The sequence below is a fragment of the Streptomyces sp. GESEQ-35 genome (genome assembly GCF_017948485.1).
Classification (GTDB): Bacteria; Actinomycetota; Actinomycetes; order Streptomycetales; family Streptomycetaceae; genus Streptomyces.
This window is the reverse complement of sequence record NZ_JAFFSX010000006.1, coordinates 99,450-115,640: the sequence shown is the minus strand read 5'-3', so window position 1 is coordinate 115,640 and position 16,191 is coordinate 99,450. Positions and strand designations below refer to the sequence as shown.

Annotated in this window: 14 protein-coding genes; 9 read left to right on the top strand and 5 right to left on the bottom strand. The window is 71.2% G+C overall.

The genetic code is table 11. The features are described from left to right. Positions 1-9 precede the first annotated feature (9 nt). Together KCH87_RS14220 and KCH87_RS14215 are read left to right on the top strand one after the other, a co-directional pair. A complete protein-coding gene (locus KCH87_RS14220) occupies positions 10-756 on the top strand; it encodes a GntR family transcriptional regulator (protein WP_210586421.1) in 747 nt (248 codons plus the stop codon). A gap of 102 nt (positions 757-858) precedes the next feature. Next, on the top strand, positions 859-2,013 hold the full coding sequence (locus tag KCH87_RS14215) for a type ISP restriction/modification enzyme (protein ID WP_210586420.1): 1,155 nt from the start codon (positions 859-861) through the stop codon (positions 2,011-2,013). 101 nt (positions 2,014-2,114) lie between these two features. On the opposite strand, the gene KCH87_RS14210 is transcribed toward KCH87_RS14215, so the two are convergent. Further along, positions 2,115-2,831, bottom strand: a complete 717-nt coding sequence (locus KCH87_RS14210) for a TetR/AcrR family transcriptional regulator (protein ID WP_210586419.1) — start codon at positions 2,829-2,831, stop codon at positions 2,115-2,117. Between the two features lie 63 nt (positions 2,832-2,894). Between KCH87_RS14210 and KCH87_RS14205 the strand changes: the two genes are divergently transcribed. Further along, positions 2,895-3,839, top strand: a complete 945-nt coding sequence (locus KCH87_RS14205; protein WP_210586418.1) for an ATP-binding cassette domain-containing protein — start codon at positions 2,895-2,897, stop codon at positions 3,837-3,839. Next, entirely contained in the window at positions 3,836-4,618 is a 783-nt protein-coding gene (locus KCH87_RS14200) for an ABC transporter permease (RefSeq protein WP_210586417.1), read from the top strand. Before KCH87_RS14205 ends, KCH87_RS14200 begins: the two co-directional genes overlap by 4 nt. 4 nt (positions 4,619-4,622) lie before the next feature. On the opposite strand, the gene KCH87_RS14195 is transcribed toward KCH87_RS14200, so the two are convergent. Beyond that, positions 4,623-6,350: an amidohydrolase gene (locus KCH87_RS14195; RefSeq protein WP_308298830.1), complete on the bottom strand. Its 1,728-nt coding sequence runs from the start codon at positions 6,348-6,350 to the stop codon at positions 4,623-4,625. A 146-nt stretch (positions 6,351-6,496) separates the two neighbouring features. Between KCH87_RS14195 and KCH87_RS14190 the strand changes: the two genes are divergently transcribed. After that, a complete protein-coding gene (locus KCH87_RS14190; RefSeq protein WP_210586415.1) occupies positions 6,497-7,699 on the top strand; it encodes a CaiB/BaiF CoA-transferase family protein in 1,203 nt (400 codons plus the stop codon). Positions 7,700-7,740: 41 nt separating this feature from the next. Here KCH87_RS14190 and KCH87_RS14185 read toward each other — a convergent pair whose 3' ends face one another. The 3 genes from KCH87_RS14185 to KCH87_RS14175 all read right to left on the bottom strand — a co-directional run bounded on the left by KCH87_RS14185 (position 7,741) and on the right by KCH87_RS14175 (position 9,503). Continuing rightward, the gene (locus KCH87_RS14185; RefSeq protein ID WP_210586414.1) at positions 7,741-8,007 is read right to left on the bottom strand and encodes a hypothetical protein; all 267 of its coding nucleotides are present in this window, start codon (positions 8,005-8,007) and stop codon (positions 7,741-7,743) included. Positions 8,008-8,133: 126 nt separating this feature from the next. Next, entirely contained in the window at positions 8,134-8,964 is an 831-nt protein-coding gene (locus KCH87_RS14180; protein ID WP_210586413.1) for an anti-sigma factor domain-containing protein, read from the bottom strand. Continuing rightward, complete coding sequence (locus tag KCH87_RS14175; RefSeq protein WP_210586412.1) at positions 8,961-9,503, bottom strand: sigma-70 family RNA polymerase sigma factor; 543 nt, start codon at positions 9,501-9,503, stop codon at positions 8,961-8,963. The genes KCH87_RS14180 and KCH87_RS14175 overlap by 4 nt, the downstream gene beginning before the upstream one ends. A 205-nt stretch (positions 9,504-9,708) precedes the next feature. Here KCH87_RS14175 and KCH87_RS14170 point away from each other — a divergent pair, with 205 nt between their 5' ends. From KCH87_RS14170 to KCH87_RS14155, 4 genes are all read left to right on the top strand, one after another. Beyond that, entirely contained in the window at positions 9,709-11,244 is a 1,536-nt protein-coding gene (locus KCH87_RS14170) for a DUF4331 domain-containing protein (RefSeq protein ID WP_210586411.1), read from the top strand. 182 nt (positions 11,245-11,426) lie between these two features. Beyond that, complete coding sequence (locus tag KCH87_RS14165) at positions 11,427-12,908, top strand: lipopolysaccharide assembly protein LapB (protein WP_210586410.1); 1,482 nt, start codon at positions 11,427-11,429, stop codon at positions 12,906-12,908. Then, entirely contained in the window at positions 12,905-14,530 is a 1,626-nt protein-coding gene (locus tag KCH87_RS14160) for a nickel/cobalt transporter (protein ID WP_210586409.1), read from the top strand. The genes KCH87_RS14165 and KCH87_RS14160 overlap by 4 nt, the downstream gene beginning before the upstream one ends. Positions 14,531-14,584: 54 nt before the next feature. Next, entirely contained in the window at positions 14,585-16,177 is a 1,593-nt protein-coding gene (locus KCH87_RS14155; RefSeq protein WP_210586408.1) for a serine/threonine-protein kinase, read from the top strand. The last annotated feature ends 14 nt before the right edge of the window (positions 16,178-16,191 follow it).

The following is a 16,191-nucleotide window of genomic DNA, read 5'->3' as shown; positions in this document are numbered from 1 at the left end:
GATGGCCCAATGACCTCCTTCGCCCCGGACTCGATCGTCCTGAACCGCAAGCTGCCGCTCTGGTATCAGGTGTCGCAGTCGCTGCGCGCGTCGATACTCGGCCGCTCGCCCCAGGACCCGCTGCGGCTGCCGACCGAGGAGCAGCTGGCGGGGCACTACGGCGTGAGCGTGCTGACGATGCGGCAGGCGCTGAAGGAGCTGGAGGAGGAAGGGCTGATCACACGCCACCGGCGGCGCGGCACGTTCATCGAGCCGAGCGCGAGCCCGGGCACTCCGGTCCGGCTCCTCGGCTCGGTGGACGCGATCGTGGCCCAGCAGTCCGGCATGGTGACCGAGCTCCTCGACCACGGCAAGGCGTCCGTGCCGGCCGAACTCGCCGAGTACTTCCCGGATCTCGCCGAGGTGGCGACGTACCACCGGCTGCGCGGCGACGAGAAGACCGGCGAGCCGACGAATCATGCCCGCAATCACCTCCGGCCCGAACTGGCCGAGCGTTTCGATCTCGACGACCTGGTGCGGTGGCCGATGACCAAGGTGCTGCGGGATGTCGTGGGGGCGGAGATCAGCCGGATCACGGACACGGTGGAGGCGCGGCTCGCGGATCCGGAGACGGCGCGGCTGCTTCAAGTGCCGTTGCTCAGTCCGATTCTGCGGTACATGGGGGTCATCTATGACGTGGAGGGGCGGGTGTTGGATGTGGCGGTCATCCATTACCGGGGGGATCGGTTCTCGTTCACGGTCACTCTCGATGCGTGAGCGCTCCGCTGGGTGGGTGGATTGTCGTCTGCGGGTCCGGTGGGGGCTGAGCGCGCAGTTCCCCGCGCCCCTTCGGGGCGCCTGTCGTACCGAAGTCATACGATGCACTGCGTGACGCACGACGACGCTCCGCTGCTGGCGGATCTCATGCCGTGGTCCGTCGCATCGCCGCGGATCGGGCGGGGGTGGCCGACGGGTCCCGATGCGGCGTCCCTGAAAGCGCGCTGGGCGGCGCTGGTGAAGGCCGAGGGGGCGGAGCGGGAGGTGCTGTTCGAGGCGACCCGGTCGCGGACACTGCACTCGGCGGTCGGGCAGTTGCCGGGGCAGTCCAGTGGGACGGAGAAGCTGGCCCGCGCCACGGGGCCCTGCCCGGAGCCCGTGCGCGTTCTCCAGGCCCCCTTCGACGAACAGTGGCTGATCCCCGACCACCGGCTGATCGACGCGGCCCGGCCGGAGTTGTGGCGGGTGGCGGACGAGCGGCAGGTGTTCGTGGCCGAGACGGCGGGCGGCGGGCCCGGTCCGGTCCTCCTCGCGACACCCCTGCTGCCGCTGCTGCGCCCCGGACGTGTCCGCCCGCTGTACCGCCGTCCGGGCGGGGCCGAACCGAATCTGGCGCCGGGCCTGCTGGAGCACCTGGGTGAGCGTCTGGGCGAGGTGCCGGAGCCGCTGGACCTGCTGGCCTGGATCGTGACGGCAGTCCGAGCCGACCTCGCCGTGCCCCTCACCGAGGACCCCGAACTCTGGGCGCTGGGCGTCGAGTCGGGCCACCGGGCGATCCGACTGATGTGCCGCGACGGCGAACGCCCCAAACTCCCCGGCGGCCGGCGGCCCTATGTCCGCGCCCCGCTTCCCACCCGCCCGCACACCCTTCACTACGACCGCGAGGAGGAGACCCTGCACGTCGATGAGGGCCGTATCTCCCCGGTGCCGCCCGAAGCCTGGGACTTCGAGGTGAGCGGGGTCCGGGTACTGGAGGAATGGTTCACGGTACGGACGGCACCCGCCGAGCCGGGCACCCTCCAGGCGATCCGCCCGACCACCTGGCCCCAGACCTGGACGTCGGACCTGCTCGAGCTGATCACCGTCCTCGCGCTCCTCTCCGAAGTCCCGCCCCTCCCGGACCCGTTGACCTCCCCCGTCACAACGACCGACCTCCACAAGGCAGGCATACTCCCACCACCGGACCCGACCCGCCGCCCCGCCTCGGTACTGAACACCCACGAGGAGGGCCCGGAGGGCCAGCTCACGCTGATCTAAGCAGTCAGCAGCGGTCAGGCAGCGCCCCGAAGGGGCGCGGGGAACTGCGCGACCAGCCCCCACCGACCCGCAGACAACGAACCGCCCACCCAGCGGAGCGCCTACCGCAGGTCCGGGTCAAAGGCATCCAGCACGCGGCCGAGCGCCCGTTCGAACACCGCCTCCAGATCGATCGGCCCGCTCGCCTCCGCGAAGGCCGCGGCCAGTCGCGGATACGCGCCGGTGGCCACCTGGCTGCCGAGGTAGGCGATCCGGACCGCGTTCTCCTCCTCCGCAGACCAGGGCATGGATCGGGTCCGCTCGGCGGTGGCGATCTCGTTCGCGGTGTACGTCGTCACCACGCCGTTGAGCAGCGCGACCAGCTCCGTCTTCACGCCGTACGGGAGGTCGAGGGGTTCGAGGCAGGCCAGGCAGTGCTCCAGGTAGCGCAAGGTGTTGGGGCTGAAGCCGTACACGCCCAGCATCAGTCGGGGCACCCAGGTGTGGCGGCGCATGATGGCGCGCGTCTCATGCGCGTTGCGCAGCATGTCGGCGCGCCAGTCGCCCGAAGGCTCCCGGATCTCGTGCTCGGCACCGATGGCATCCATCATCAGCTCGTACAGGTCCTCCTTGCGGGGGACGTAGTTGTACAGCGACATGGTCCCGCAGCCCAGCTCAGCTGCGACGTGCCGCATCGACACCGCGTCCAGTCCCTGCGCGTCGGCGATCCGCATCGCAGCCGCCGCGATGTCGGCGCGCGTGTACGCGGGCTTCGGCCCCCGGCCCGTCCGCTCGGGACGTGCCCAGATCACTTCGGGTTCGGCCGCTCGGCCCGCCATCGATCATCACCTCGACCACCATCCTAGTTACGTACAGCGTACGTAGTGCGCTATGGTCGACTCATGACTTCTACGTACGCTGTACTTAGTGAAGGTCTGGAGAAGCGGTTCGGGACGGTTCACGCCCTGCGCGGGCTGGACCTGGCCGTCGCGCGGGGCACGGTCTGCGGAGTCCTCGGGCCCAACGGGGCGGGCAAGACCACCGCCGTCCGGCTGCTCACCACACTGCTGCGCCCCGACGCGGGCTCGGCCCGGATCGCGGGGCACGATCTCGTACGGGAGGCGGCCGCCGTACGCCGCAGGATCGGCGTCACCGGGCAGTACGCATCGGTCGACGGGGACCTCACCGGACGGGAGAACCTGCGGCTGTTCGCGCGGCTGCACCGGGTGCGAGGGCCGGCGGCCCGGGCGGGCGAGCTGCTCGACCGCTTTGAGCTGACCGAGGCCGCCGACCGTCCCGCGTCCACCTACTCGGGCGGGATGCGCCGCCGCCTCGACCTGGCGGCAAGCCTGATCCGCCGCCCCGACGTGCTCTTCCTCGACGAGCCCACCACCGGCCTGGACCCGGCCAGCCGCAACCGGATCTGGGACGCCGTGCGCGACCTCAGGGCGGACGGTACGACCGTGCTGCTCACCACGCAGTATCTGGAGGAGGCCGATCAACTCGCCGACGACATAGCCCTGGTGGACCACGGGCGGGTGGCACACACCGGCTCCCCCGCTCAACTCAAGGCGCTCATCGGCTCGTACGCCGAGATCGTCGTCGCCCACGCCGGCGCCCTGACCGACGCCGCCGCCGTCCTGGACCAACTCACCGTCAGCGAACCGTCGTTCGACCACGAACGCAACGCCGTCGGCGCGGTCACCGCCGACCCGACCCTCACCGTTCCCCGTCTCGTCCGCGAACTCGACGCCGCGGGTGTGCCGTTGCTCGACGCGAGCCTGCGGCCACCGAGTCTCGACGACGTCTTCCTGCGCCTGACCGGCAGCAAGGAGCTGGTGGCATGAGCACCCTCGCGTTCGACGGCACCGCCATGCTCGGCCGTCAGCTGCGGCGGGTGCGCAACAACCCGGCGCTGGTGATCCTCACCCAGACCATGCCGATCACGATGCTGCTGTTCTTCGGCTACGTCTTCGGCAGCGCCCTCGCCATGCCGGGCGCGGAGTACCGCTCCTTCCTCGTACCGGGGCTGCTGGTGGCGACCGCGGCCAACGGGATCATGACCGGAATGTTCCAGGCGGCCCAGGACTCGCACCGGGGTGTGACGGACCGCCTCCGCACCCTGCCGATGAGCCGGGCGGCCGTACCGCTCGGTCAGGCGGTCGCCGACCTCGTCGTCACGGCCGTCGGGACGGTGCCGTTTCTGCTCGTCGGGCTCCTGGTGGGCTGGCGCATCGAGGGGCCGGCGCTCGAAGCGGCCGCCGCCGTCGGACTGCTGCTGCTGTTCCGGTTCGCCTGCACCTGGGTCGGGATCTTCCTCGGGCTGCTGTCCCGGAGCGAGGAGGCCGCCGGTCAGCTCGGCAGCGCGACGTTCATGCTGCCGCTGCTGTCCAACGCCTACATCCCCACCGGCAATCTGCCGGGCTGGCTGCGCACGGTCGCCGAGTGGAACCCGCTCAGCGCCGTGACCACGGCCCTGCGTGATCTCTTCGGCAACGCTCCGATACCGGAGGGCTCCGCCTGGCCGGTGGCGCATCCCGTGGCGGGCTCACTGGCCTGGTGCGCGGTGCTGATCGCCGTCTTCGGGCCGCTCGCCGTACGACGGTACGCGCACGGCGAGCGGTGAACGGCTACTTCTGCGGGGCCAGTTCGGGTCCGAGCGACGCGAACTTCTCCTGCGACACGACCCGCTTCGGCGGCCAGGTGATGTTCTCGGGCGGCCACTTCTGACCGGTCTTCTTCAGGAACCACTCCGGCGGTTCGTACATCGGCGGCTCATAGCCGTCCGGCAGAGCCGTTTTCCACTCGACGCCCTCGGTCCGCTCCGCGAACTCGTCCTTGATCGCCTTCAGTCGCTCGGGCTGGGTGACCAGGTCCATCGCCGTCGCCGCCAGATACCGGGCGGCGGCGAGCACGGCCGCCTGGCCGGGGGCGGCCGCGGCGCAGGACGCGGTGGACCAGGTGTGCATCTTGGAGCCGATCGGAGCGAGCGCGGCACCCATCGAGACGGTCGGCACGTTCCAGCTGATGTCGGCCACATCGGTTGAACCGCCGCCCATGAACACGGGGTTGGGCGCGGTCAGCTCGGCGATCTCGGCGTGCATGCCCTTCTGCGGCAGCCCCAGGGACTCCTGGAGCTCCTTCGCCAACTCCTGTGCCTCGTCGGTGAATTCGGGCGGCCCAAGCTGCTGCATGTTGTCGTGCATCAGCTCGGCGAACGCCTTGTTGGGCATCTGGTTCCAGCAAGCGGAGGTGATCCGGTGCTGCACCTTCGTCTGCGAGGCCTTCGCCGCCGCCTCCGACACGGCGATCACTTTGTCGAGCAGGACCTGGACCCGGGCGGGGCTGCCTTCGCGGACGTAGTACGAGATCTCGGCGATCTCCGGTGTCACGTTCGGGATGTCGCCGCCGTTGTTGATCACCCAGTGGAGGCGCCCGCTCGGCGCCAGGTTCTCCTCGCGCAGGAACTCCGACATCGTCGCCATCATCACGGCCGCGTCCAACGCGCTCTTGTTGCCGAGCGGGGTACCTCCGTGGCCGGCCACCCCCAGGAACGTGAAGGTCACGGCGGTCATGGCGTTGGTCGTGCCCCAGCCGGTGGCGTTCGCGGTCGAGGGGTGCCAGTCGAGGAACGCGTCCAGCCCGTCGTACACGCCCTTGCTGACCGCGTATGTCTTGCCGATCAGGGTCTCCTCGGCGGTCGAGCCGAAGAACTTCACGGTGATGGGCAGCCTGTGCTTCTTCGCGGCCTGCGCGACGGCCGCCGCGGCTGCCGCTGCCGCCGTGCCGAGGGCGCTGTGCCCGCAGCCGTGGCCAGGGCCGTAGCTGGGCGCGAACGGGTCATGGACGTACTCGCGCGGATCGTGGTGGCCGACGCCCTTGTTCTGCGAGAGACCGGGCAGGGCGTCGTACTCGCCGCTGAAGCCGAGGACGGGGCCGCCCTTGCCGTACGAGAAGGTCGCGGTGAACGCCGTCGGGAAGCCTGCCGTGCCGAACTCGACCTCGAATCCGGCCCTTTCGAGGAAGCCGGCCTCGGCGAGCGACGACTCCCACTCGCGCAGGCTGAGCTCGGCGTTCTCCCAGATCTCGGAGTTGAGACCGGTGATCCGGGTGGCCTGGTCCTTGATCCAGGCCAGTGCCGACGTCTTGGCGGGGCTGTCCTGGGCCAGGCCGGTGGGCGCCTCGTACGCGGACACAGTGGTGTCGGCCGAGGCCGCCATCACAGGGTCGGCCTCGGCGGCCAGTACGGCGGTCGTGACGCCGGCCGCGCCCAGCAGCTGCATGATGCGGCGGCGGCTCAGTCCGTGGCCGCTCGCACCTATTGTCTCGTGGTCATGCTGATCGTGCAGGTCGCACACACGCACCTCCGGCGGTGAGGATCGGTGTATCAGCCACATGAAACGTGCAAACGATCAGCACACTGGACCCGGAACATTGCCCCGTCAACATCCGTGCATGACAAAGGTGTTACGCAAGGTGTTTCGCGGAGCCCCACCCGTGGGTCATGATCCACGGCATGGAGCCCCTTCCCCTCGAAGGCATCACCGTGGTCGCCGTCGAACAGGCCGTCGCCGCCCCGTTCGCCACCCGCCAGCTCGCCGACCTGGGTGCCCGGGTCATCAAGGTCGAGCGGATCGACGGCGGTGACTTCGCCCGCGGCTACGACACCGCCGCGCGCGGGCTCGCCTCGCACTTCGTGTGGTGCAACCGGGGCAAGGAGTCCGTCGCCCTCGACCTGAAGGACCCGCGCGGGCTCGATGTCGTGCGGCGGCTGGTGGCGGACGCGGACGTGTTCGTGCAGAACCTCGCCCAGGGAGCCGCCGCCCGGCTCGGACTCGACGCGGCGACGCTGTGCGCCGCGCACCCGCGGCTGGTCGCCGTGGACATCTCCGGGTACGGGGCGTCGGGGCCGTACGCGGACAAGCGGGCGTACGACATGCTCGTGCAGTGCGAGGCGGGGCTGGTGTCGGTCACGGGGACGCCGGAGCAGCCGGTGAAGGCGGGGATTCCGGCGGCGGACATCGCGGCGGCCATGTACGCCTTCTCGGGCGTCCTCGCGGCGCTGGTGCGGCGGGGGACGACGGGCCGCGGCGGGCCGGTCGAGGTGTCCATGCTGGACGCGCTCGCGGAGTGGATGGGGCATCCACTGCACCATGTGATGCACGACGGCACACCCCCGGCGCGCACGGGGCTCGCGCACGCCGTCATCGCGCCGTACGACGCCTATCCGACGGCGGACGGCGGGAGGGTGCTGCTGTCGGTGCAGAACGACCGGGAGTGGCGGCGGCTGGCCGAACAGGTGCTGAACCGACCGGAGTTGGGGACCGATCCGGCGTACGCGACGAACGCGGCGCGGGTGGCGAACCGGGAGCGTACGGACGCGGTCGTCGCGAAAGCGCTGGCCGTACTGGACCCCGAGGCGGCCGTGGCGCGACTGGAGGGTGCCGGGATCGCGTGCGCACGGCTGAGGGACGTACGGGAGGTGGCGGAGCATCCGCAGCTGGCGGCCAGGGAGCGGTGGCGGGAGGTGGGGTCGCCGGTGGGGCCGCTACGTGCGCTGCTGCCGCCCATCACCATGCCGGGCGGGGACGAGGCACGGATGGGAGCCGTGCCCGCGCTCGGGGAGCACACCGAGGCGTTGCTGCATGCCGTGGGGATGACGGACGACGAGATCGCAGCGTTGCGCCGGGACGGTGTGGCGGCCTGAGCGCGGGCCTCGATGAACGGTCTCGAGAAGCGCGGTGTCGCTCAGCGGTCACCGAACAGCGAACGGCGCAGCCGGCGCAGCGGCGCGAAGAGCGAGACCCGGCTCACCCTCTTGCCCCTGGCGCTGCGTTCCTGCGTGGTGTCACGTGTGGTCAGCTCGCGCATCAGCAAGGTCGCCTCGGCCGTCTCGCGCTGCGGGACGACAGGACCGCCCAGCACCGAGAGATGGCGATCGAGGCGCGAACTGGTCGCGCTGGTTCCGCACGTGATCGCAGGGACCCTTGCCCTGCTGCGCACTATCTGTTCCATGTCACTCCCCACCCGTACGAGTCCACCCGGCCCGGGCAGGGTAACCCTATCGCCCCCATGGGGCACTCGTGTATCGCGGTCACAGGATTCACCTTCCCCGTAAGGGGGTTGACGACTCGTCTTCGATCACTCTCCGAATCCAACCGATTTCAGGGCGAGTTGGACAACCGGCTGGGTAGTGGGCTGCTCAGACCCCCCGTCCGGCTCGACGGTCACAGCCAGTGACGTCGAGGACTTGTCCAGGCCGGACGCGACCAAGGGCGTGTCGCCGTCGAAGAGCCCGAGGGAGCGCGGTTGCGCATCGGGGCGCATGAGCCACAGTTGGTGCACACTGCCGCTCGGCAGGCCGCCGTAGCCGCTGAGGGTGACCACCGCGCCTCCCTCCGATGCGGAGGCGATCACTCCGATACTTCGGCCCTGGGAATCCTGTCCGGTGCTCGCGCGCGCGTCCGGTGCCGCGAGAACGTGGGCGATCTCACGCGCCTGCGCCCGCTGGGCGTCCAGCTGGTCCTGTGTCTGACTGGCCTGCACGGCGAAGAGCGCGGCGACGACGAGGGCCGCGGCGGCGGTGGCCGTCGCGAAGGGGACGAACAGGGGGCGCCGGGGCGCACGAGCGCGCGACGGGGGCGGCTCGGTTCCCCAGACATGGGGCGGCAGCTGCGTCGTACGCGCGCGTGCGGGCTCGGTCCAGGCGGCCTGTGCGGCGGGCTCCTGCGGAATCGTGCGTACGGCGGCCAGCACCCGATCGCGCATCGCGGCCGGCGCCGGGGCGGCGGTCGACCAGGCGAGGCGGACGGCGTCCTCGGAGAGGGTGCGCACCTCGGCGGCGCAGGTGTCGCAGTTCTTGAGGTGCTTCTCGAAGCGCACGCGCTCTCCCGGTTCCAGGGCGTCGAGCGCATACGGAGCGGCCAGGGAGTGGATGTTCTCGCCGCGGAACAGACGACGGAGGATGCTCATGCGACACCTCCCAGGCACTCGCGCAGCCGGGTCAGTCCGTCGCGCATACGCGTCTTCACCGTGCCCAGCGGCAAGGAGAGCCGCTCGGCCACTTCACGGTACGTGTAGCCGTCGTAGTAGGCGAGGGTCACGGACTGGCGCTGGATCGCGGTGAGGCGGTCCAGGCAGCGGCGTACCCACTCGCGTTCGAGGCCGGCCTCGACCTCCTCGGAGACCTGGTCGAAGGCAGGGCTGTGGGAGCGGCGTGCCTCGCGCTGCTCGCGTTCGCCGGCCGCGCGGGCACTGCGCACCCGGTCCACGGCGCGACGGTGGGCGAGGGTGAGGACCCAGGACAGGGCGCTGCCCCGGCCGGGGTCGAACCGTCCGGCGGACCGCCAGAGTTCGAGCAGCACCTCCTGGGCCACCTCCTCGGACTGGGCCGGGTCCCGTACGACTCGCCTGACAAGTCCGAACACCGGCCCGGACACCACTGCGTACAGCTCCTCGAATGCCTTCTGGTCACCCCCCGCCACGAGCACCAGAAGCTCGTCCGCCTCCACCCGGTCCCCCTCTCTTCGGCCGCACGCGGCCGATCCCGTCCCACGGGGTATTCGCAACGAACCCACCTCCGGATGGGGTTACGGATCAGCGTGCCCAAAACGCCGGTCCGGCAGCGGGAAATTTTGTTTTGAAGTTCGACCAATCCGCCCTGTCACCGGCGTCGAATCCCCCTGCGTCAGGCAAGTTGGACTGAGGACGGACGGCATGACACCTATCTCCAGGAGCGGCGTGGGCGCGAGGAGCATCGCGACCCTCGTATGTGGTGCGCTGGCCGCCGGGGCGCTCGCAGCCGCCGGCGTGGCCACGCTGGAACCGGGGGCGGCCTCCGCCTCCAGCCACCGGGAGGCCCCGCTGATCTCGGGGACCCCGCAGTACGACAACACGGATGTGTACGCGTTCGTCAGCCCGGACAAGCCGGACACGACGACGATCGTCGCGAACTGGATCCCCTTCGAGGAGCCGGCCGGCGGACCGAACTTCTTCACGTTCGCCGAGGACGCCCAGTACGACATCCACATCGACAACAACGGCGACGCCCAGGGCGAGCTGCTGTACCGCTACACCTTCAAGACGCACACGAAGAACAAGAAGACGTTCCTGTACAACACCGGTGCGGTGGAGAGCCTGGACGACCCGGACCTGAACATCACGCAGACGTACGACATCGACCTGCTGCGGCTGAAGAACCAGCACCTGGTGTCGAAGACGAAGGTCGCGGACGACGTGCCGGTGGCTCCGTCGAACGTCGGCAAGGCGTCGATGCCGGACTACGCCACGCTGCGGTCCCAGGCCGTGCACGAACTGGCGGGCGGCTCCACGACGTTCGCCGGCCAGGCGGACGACCCGTTCTTCCTGGACCTGCGCGTCTTCGACCTGCTGTACGGCGGGAACCTCTCCGAGGTCGGCAATGACACGCTCAAGGGCTACAACGTCAACTCGATCGCCCTCCAGGTCCCGACGGACATGATCGCCGAGTCGGCCGACCAGCCGATCGTCGGTATCTGGTCGACGACCCAACGCAAGAACGCAAAGGGGCAGTTCACCCAGGTGTCGCGGCTCGGCAGCCCGCTGGTGAACGAGGTCGTCAACCCGCTGAAGGACAAGGACAAGTTCAACGCGGACTCGCCGTGGAACGACGCGCAGTTCCTGAAGAACGTGACCAACCCCGAGCTGCCCAAGCTCATCGAGGCGATCTACAAGATCGAGGCTCCGGCCGAGCCGCGCAACGACCTCGTCGATGTCTTCCTCAAGGGCGTCGAGGGGCTCAACCAGCCGCCGAACGTACGCCCGGCGGAGGAGCTGCGCCTCAACACCTCCATCAAGCCGGCCGCCGAGCCCAAGCGCCTCGGCGTCCTCGACGGCGACAACGCGGGCTTCCCGAACGGGCGTCGGCTGACCGACGACGTGCTCGATGCCTCGCTCCAGGTCGTCGAGGGTGAACTGGTCGGCTCCAAGAACGACTTGGGCGACGCGGTCGACAAGAACGACAAGGACTTCGAGAAGGCCTTCCCGTACGTCGCACTGCCGACCGAGGGTTCGCGCGGTCCGCTCGCGAAGGGCACGACCGGAGACAACGACGTCCGCAACCAGCTGGGCGACGCGCTCCAGCCCTCGGGTGCCTCCGGCAGCGCCGACGACACGACCCTGATCGCCGCCTCGGCGGGCGCCGGCGCGGCCGGGATCCTGCTGATCGGCGGAGGGCTGATGTGGTGGCGGCGGATGCGGGGGCGTGCGTACTGACTCCGCCGGGTCGTGGGGAGCTGCGGGCCCGCTGTGGCTGGGCGCGCAGTTCCCCGCGCCCCTGTCGGGGCGCTGTTCTCCCCCCACTCCGAAAACTGGCGCGGCCCGCTCGTACCCATCCCCCACGGCGCGGGCCGCGCCGCTTCACCTCACAACTTCCTTCAGGCGACCTAGGAGAGGGCATGTCCCCGCGTACGAACGACAGCGAGCCCGCGGAGAATCCGGAGGCCGCCGGAAGCGCTGAGCCTGCGGAGTGTCCGGAGGGCGACAGCGGGCCCGCTGAGGTCGACGAGCGCACTGCCGCCGTGCGGCGCGTGGCGGCGGCCTCGCGGCGTTGGCGGGCCGCCCAACTCGCGGGGTGTGCCGCCATGTTGGCCGTCGCCATGACCGCCGGGGCCATCGCGTTCGGGGCCGTCCGGGACAACGGGGGCGTCACGGTCGCCGCCGCCCCCGCCGCGATGTCACCGGCGCTGCTGTCCAGCGGCGATCTCGACGCGAGCATCTCCTCCCTGCAAGCCCATCTCCGCGCCCAGCCGAGGGACTTCGGAGGCTGGGCCACTCTCGGTCTCGCCTATGTCGAGCAGGCGCGGACGAAGGGGGACCCCTCCCGCTATCCGCAGGCCGAGCGGGCGTTGAAGCGGTCGCTCGAACTCGATGCAGACAACGACCAGGCCCTCGCGGGACGGGCCGCCCTCGCCGCCGCCCGGCATGACTTCGAGGATGCGCTGAAGTACTCCGACCAGGCCCTGAAGCAGAACCCCTACAACGAACGGGCGCTGTCCTCCCGTATCGACGCCCTCGTCGAACTCGGCCGGTACGCCGAGGCGTCGAAGGCCGCCGACACCGCCGACTCCCGGCGTCCGGGGGTCCCCGTCTTCACCCGGTACGCGTACGTGCACGAGCTGCGCGGTGACGTGACCACGGCCGAGCGGGTGCTGGAGCAGGCCCTCGCCAACGCCGCCACGCCCGGCGACGTGGCGTACGTGGCGACTCAGCTCGGTCAACTCGCCTGGAACCAGGGCGACTACGAGACGGCGCTGGAGCACTTCGCCCGCGCCCTCGCCGCCGACGAGAACTACCTGCCCGCGCTGGAGGGCCGCGCCCGTGCGCAGGCGGCGAGCGGTGACAGCGCCGGTGCGATCAAGGGGATGGAACAGGTCGTCGCCCGCTATCCGCTGCCCGGCCCGCTCGTCGTCCTGGGCGAGCTGTACGAGGCCCGGGGCGCCGACGGCGACAAGGCCGAGGCGAACGACCAGTACGCCCTGGTCGACGCCTGGACCGCGCTCGCCCGCGCCAACGGCGTCAACGCCGACCTCGACACCGCGCTCGCCGCCGCCGACCACGGCAACGCGACGTCGGCGCTGCGCGCGGCCCGCGCCGAGTGGGACCGCCGCCACACCGTGCACACCGCGGACGCGCTCGCCTGGGCCCTGCACGTGAACGGCCGCGACGAGGAAGCCCTCCCGTACGCCCGCCGCGCCACCGCGACCGGCTACCGCAACGCGGCGTTCCTCTACCACCGCGGCGTGATCGAACGCGTCACCGGTCACGAGAAGGACGCCCGCACCTCTCTCCAGGCGGCCCTGAAGCTCAACCCCGGCTTCTCGCCGCTGGGCGCCCGGGAGGCCCGTACGACGCTCAAGGACCTGGAGGCGGCCAAGTGAGCCCCCGTCGCCTGCTCGCCTCCGGCGCGGCCGTCCTCACGGCCGTCTGCGCGCTCGTGCTCTTCCCCTCCGGAGCCGCGAGCGCGCACCCCCTCGGCAACTTCACCGTCAACCGCTACGACGGCCTCGTCGCCGCCCCCGGCGAACTCCGGGTCCTGCACGTCGAGGACCTCGCGGAGATCCCGGCGACCCAGGCGAAACCCGACATCGAGAAGGCGGGCATGGCCGACTGGGCCCGGCAGCGGTGCACGTCGGCCGCCCGGGACGGCAAGGTCACCGTCGAGGGGCGTGCGGTCGGCCTCACCGTCGCCGAGAGCCACGCGCGCGTGCGGCCCGGGCAGGCGGGGCTCGACACGCTCCGGGTGGAGTGCCGGCTGACCGCGCCGCTCCCCGACCAGGACACCCTCACCCTCGACTTCCACAGCGCGGGCGCCGACTCCGGCCCGGGCTGGCGCGAGATCACCGCGCGCGGCGACCGTATGACGCTCACCGCGTCGGACGTGCCGGAGAAGTCGGTCTCCCGTGAACTGACCGGCTACCCCGAGGAGTTGCTCTCCTCGCCCGCCGATACCGCGACCGCGTCCCTGCGCATACGCTCCGGCGGCCCCGCCCTCAGCGAGGACCGGCAGGACGCCCCGGCCTCCTCCGTACTGCCCCGCGGCGCCGACCGCTGGACGCGCGCACTGGACTCCCTCGTCGCCCGCCACGACCTCACCCTCGGCTTCGCCGCGCTGGCCCTGGTCATCGCGGTCGGCCTCGGCGCGCTGCACGCCCTCGCCCCGGGCCACGGCAAGACCCTCATGGCCGCGACGGCGGCAGCCCACGGCGGCCGCGCCCGCTTCCGGAGCGTCCTGCCCCTCGTCGCCTCGGTGACGGTCACCCACACCCTCGGCGTGGTCGCCCTCGGCCTGCTGGTCACGGCCGGCTCGACGGCGACGCCCTCGGTGATCACGTGGCTCGGCCTCGCGAGCGGTGCCCTGGTGACAGCGGCGGGCGTGAACCTCGTACGACGGACCTGGCGCAACCGGCGCCCCCCGCAGCCGCACGGGCACACCCACGACCATCCGCACCCGCACGACCACTCGCACGAGCCGGACAAGCCCCCCGCTCGCCAACTGGTCCTGGCCGCCGCGCACTCCGCGCCGACGCCCGCACCCGCGGCGGTCCACCCCCACCCGCACACCCACGACCATCATCACCACCACGACCACGACCACAGTCACCCGCACACCGTGGAGCACTCACACGGCGGCTTCACCCACACCCATTCCACCGCCCCCACCCTCCGCGGCACGATCCTCCTCGGCTTCGCCGGCGGACTGGTGCCCAGCCCTTCGGCCGTCGTCGTGCTCGTCGGTGCCTCCGCTCTCGGCAAGGCCTGGTTCGGGCTGCTGCTCGTCGTCGCGTACGGCGCCGGGCTGGCCCTGACCCTCACCGCGGCCGGGTTCGCCGTCGTCAGGCTGGGTACCGGTATGACCCGAGTGCTGGACAAGCGTCCCGGCTGGACCGCCAGTCCGACGGTGACCCTGCTGCGCAGGACCGCGCCGCTGCTGTCGGCGTTCGTCGTCGTCGCGCTCGGGATCGGATTGCTCCTCAAGGGGGCGGCATCCGCACTCGGCTGAGCTACGTTTGGCGAGAATTGGGGAGAATCAGCCCGGATGCGAATGGGGGCGCCCGTGTCCGAAGAACCGGGCAGTGAACGTGTGATCGCGGGCCGCTACCGTCTGTTGTCCCCGCTCGGCGAGGGCGGCATGGGGACGGTGTGGCGGGCCCGCGACGAGGTGCTGCACCGCGAGGTCGCCGTGAAGGAGGTGCGTGCGCCCGCGGGGCTGCCGGCCCCGGAGGTCGAGCGGATGTACGCCCGGCTGGAGCGTGAGGCGTGGGCGGCGGCGCGGGTGGCGAACCGCAACGTGGTGACGGTGTACGACGTGGCCTCCGACGGCGGTCGGCCGTGGATCGTGATGGAGCTGGTCCGTGGGGTGTCGCTGGCGGACCGGTTGGAAGCCGAGGGGCCGTTGTCCCCGCAGGGTGCCGCACACATCGGCGCGGAGGTGCTGTCCGCGCTGCGGGCGGCGCATGACGCCGGGGTGCTGCACCGGGACGTGAAGCCGGGCAACGTGCTGTTGTCGAACGACGGCCGGATCGTGCTGACCGACTTCGGTATCGCCATGGTCGAGGGCAGCTCGGCGCTGACCATGACCGGGGAGGTCATCGGCTCGCCCGAGTTCCTGGCGCCGGAGCGGGCGCTGGGCCGGACGCCGGGCCCCGAGTCGGACCTGTGGTCGCTCGGTGTGCTGCTGTACGCGGCGGTCGAGGGCAACTCCCCGTTCCGCCAGAACACCCCGCTCAGCACCCTGCGCGCGATCGTCGACGAGGAGCTGCCGCCGCCGCAGCGGGCCGGTCCGCTCGCCGGTGTCATCGAGGGGCTGCTGCGCAAGGACCCGGCCGAGCGGCTGCCGGCGGACCAGGCGGAGCAGGATCTGCGCCTGGTCGCGGCGGGAGGTACCCCGCGCGCGGACACGTACCCCGCGGCCCCCTACACGCCGACGCTCGCGGCCCAGCCGCAGCAACCACCCACTCCGCCCCTCCCCTCCACCCGGCCCGTGCCCACCCCGGCGACGACCACCACGACCCAGGAACCGGGCGGCAACCGCCGCGCCGCCATCGCCCTCATCGCGGGCGTCGCCGCCATCGCACTGGCCGTGGCCGGACTGACGTACGCCCTGCTGAACAAGGAGGACAACGGGGGCGATCAAGGCGGCGGTACGACCACCAGCCAGACGAGCGAGGGCACTTCACCGAGCGACGACGACAACGCGGCCGGCGGTGCGGACAGCCCCACGCCGAGCCCGAGCGATGCCGGGACGACCTCGTCGGCGCCCCAGCAGTCCGTACAGGTCTCGCTGGCGGGGTCGAACACGGAGTACTCCGGACCGTGTCCGCCGCCGAACGACGAGGCGCCCGGGTTCACGGCGACGTTCACGGTCGGGCAGCTTCCGGCCCAGGTGAGCTATCGCTGGGTGTCCCAGGACGGCGAGGTGATGGACCAGGGCTGGAAGACGCTGTCGTTCCCCGAGGGCGGCTCGCGGACCAAACAGGACCGGGCGTTCGTGACGACATACGACGAGACCGGGACGTTCGAGAACGAGATCAGCGTCGAGGTGCGCGACCCGGTGGAGACCAAGTCCAACTCGGTCCCGTTCTCGGTGACATGCGAGTCGGAGACCCCGACGAACGGGGCCTCCTCTTCATACTCGGCCACCCCCTAGCGCCCCAAAGGGGC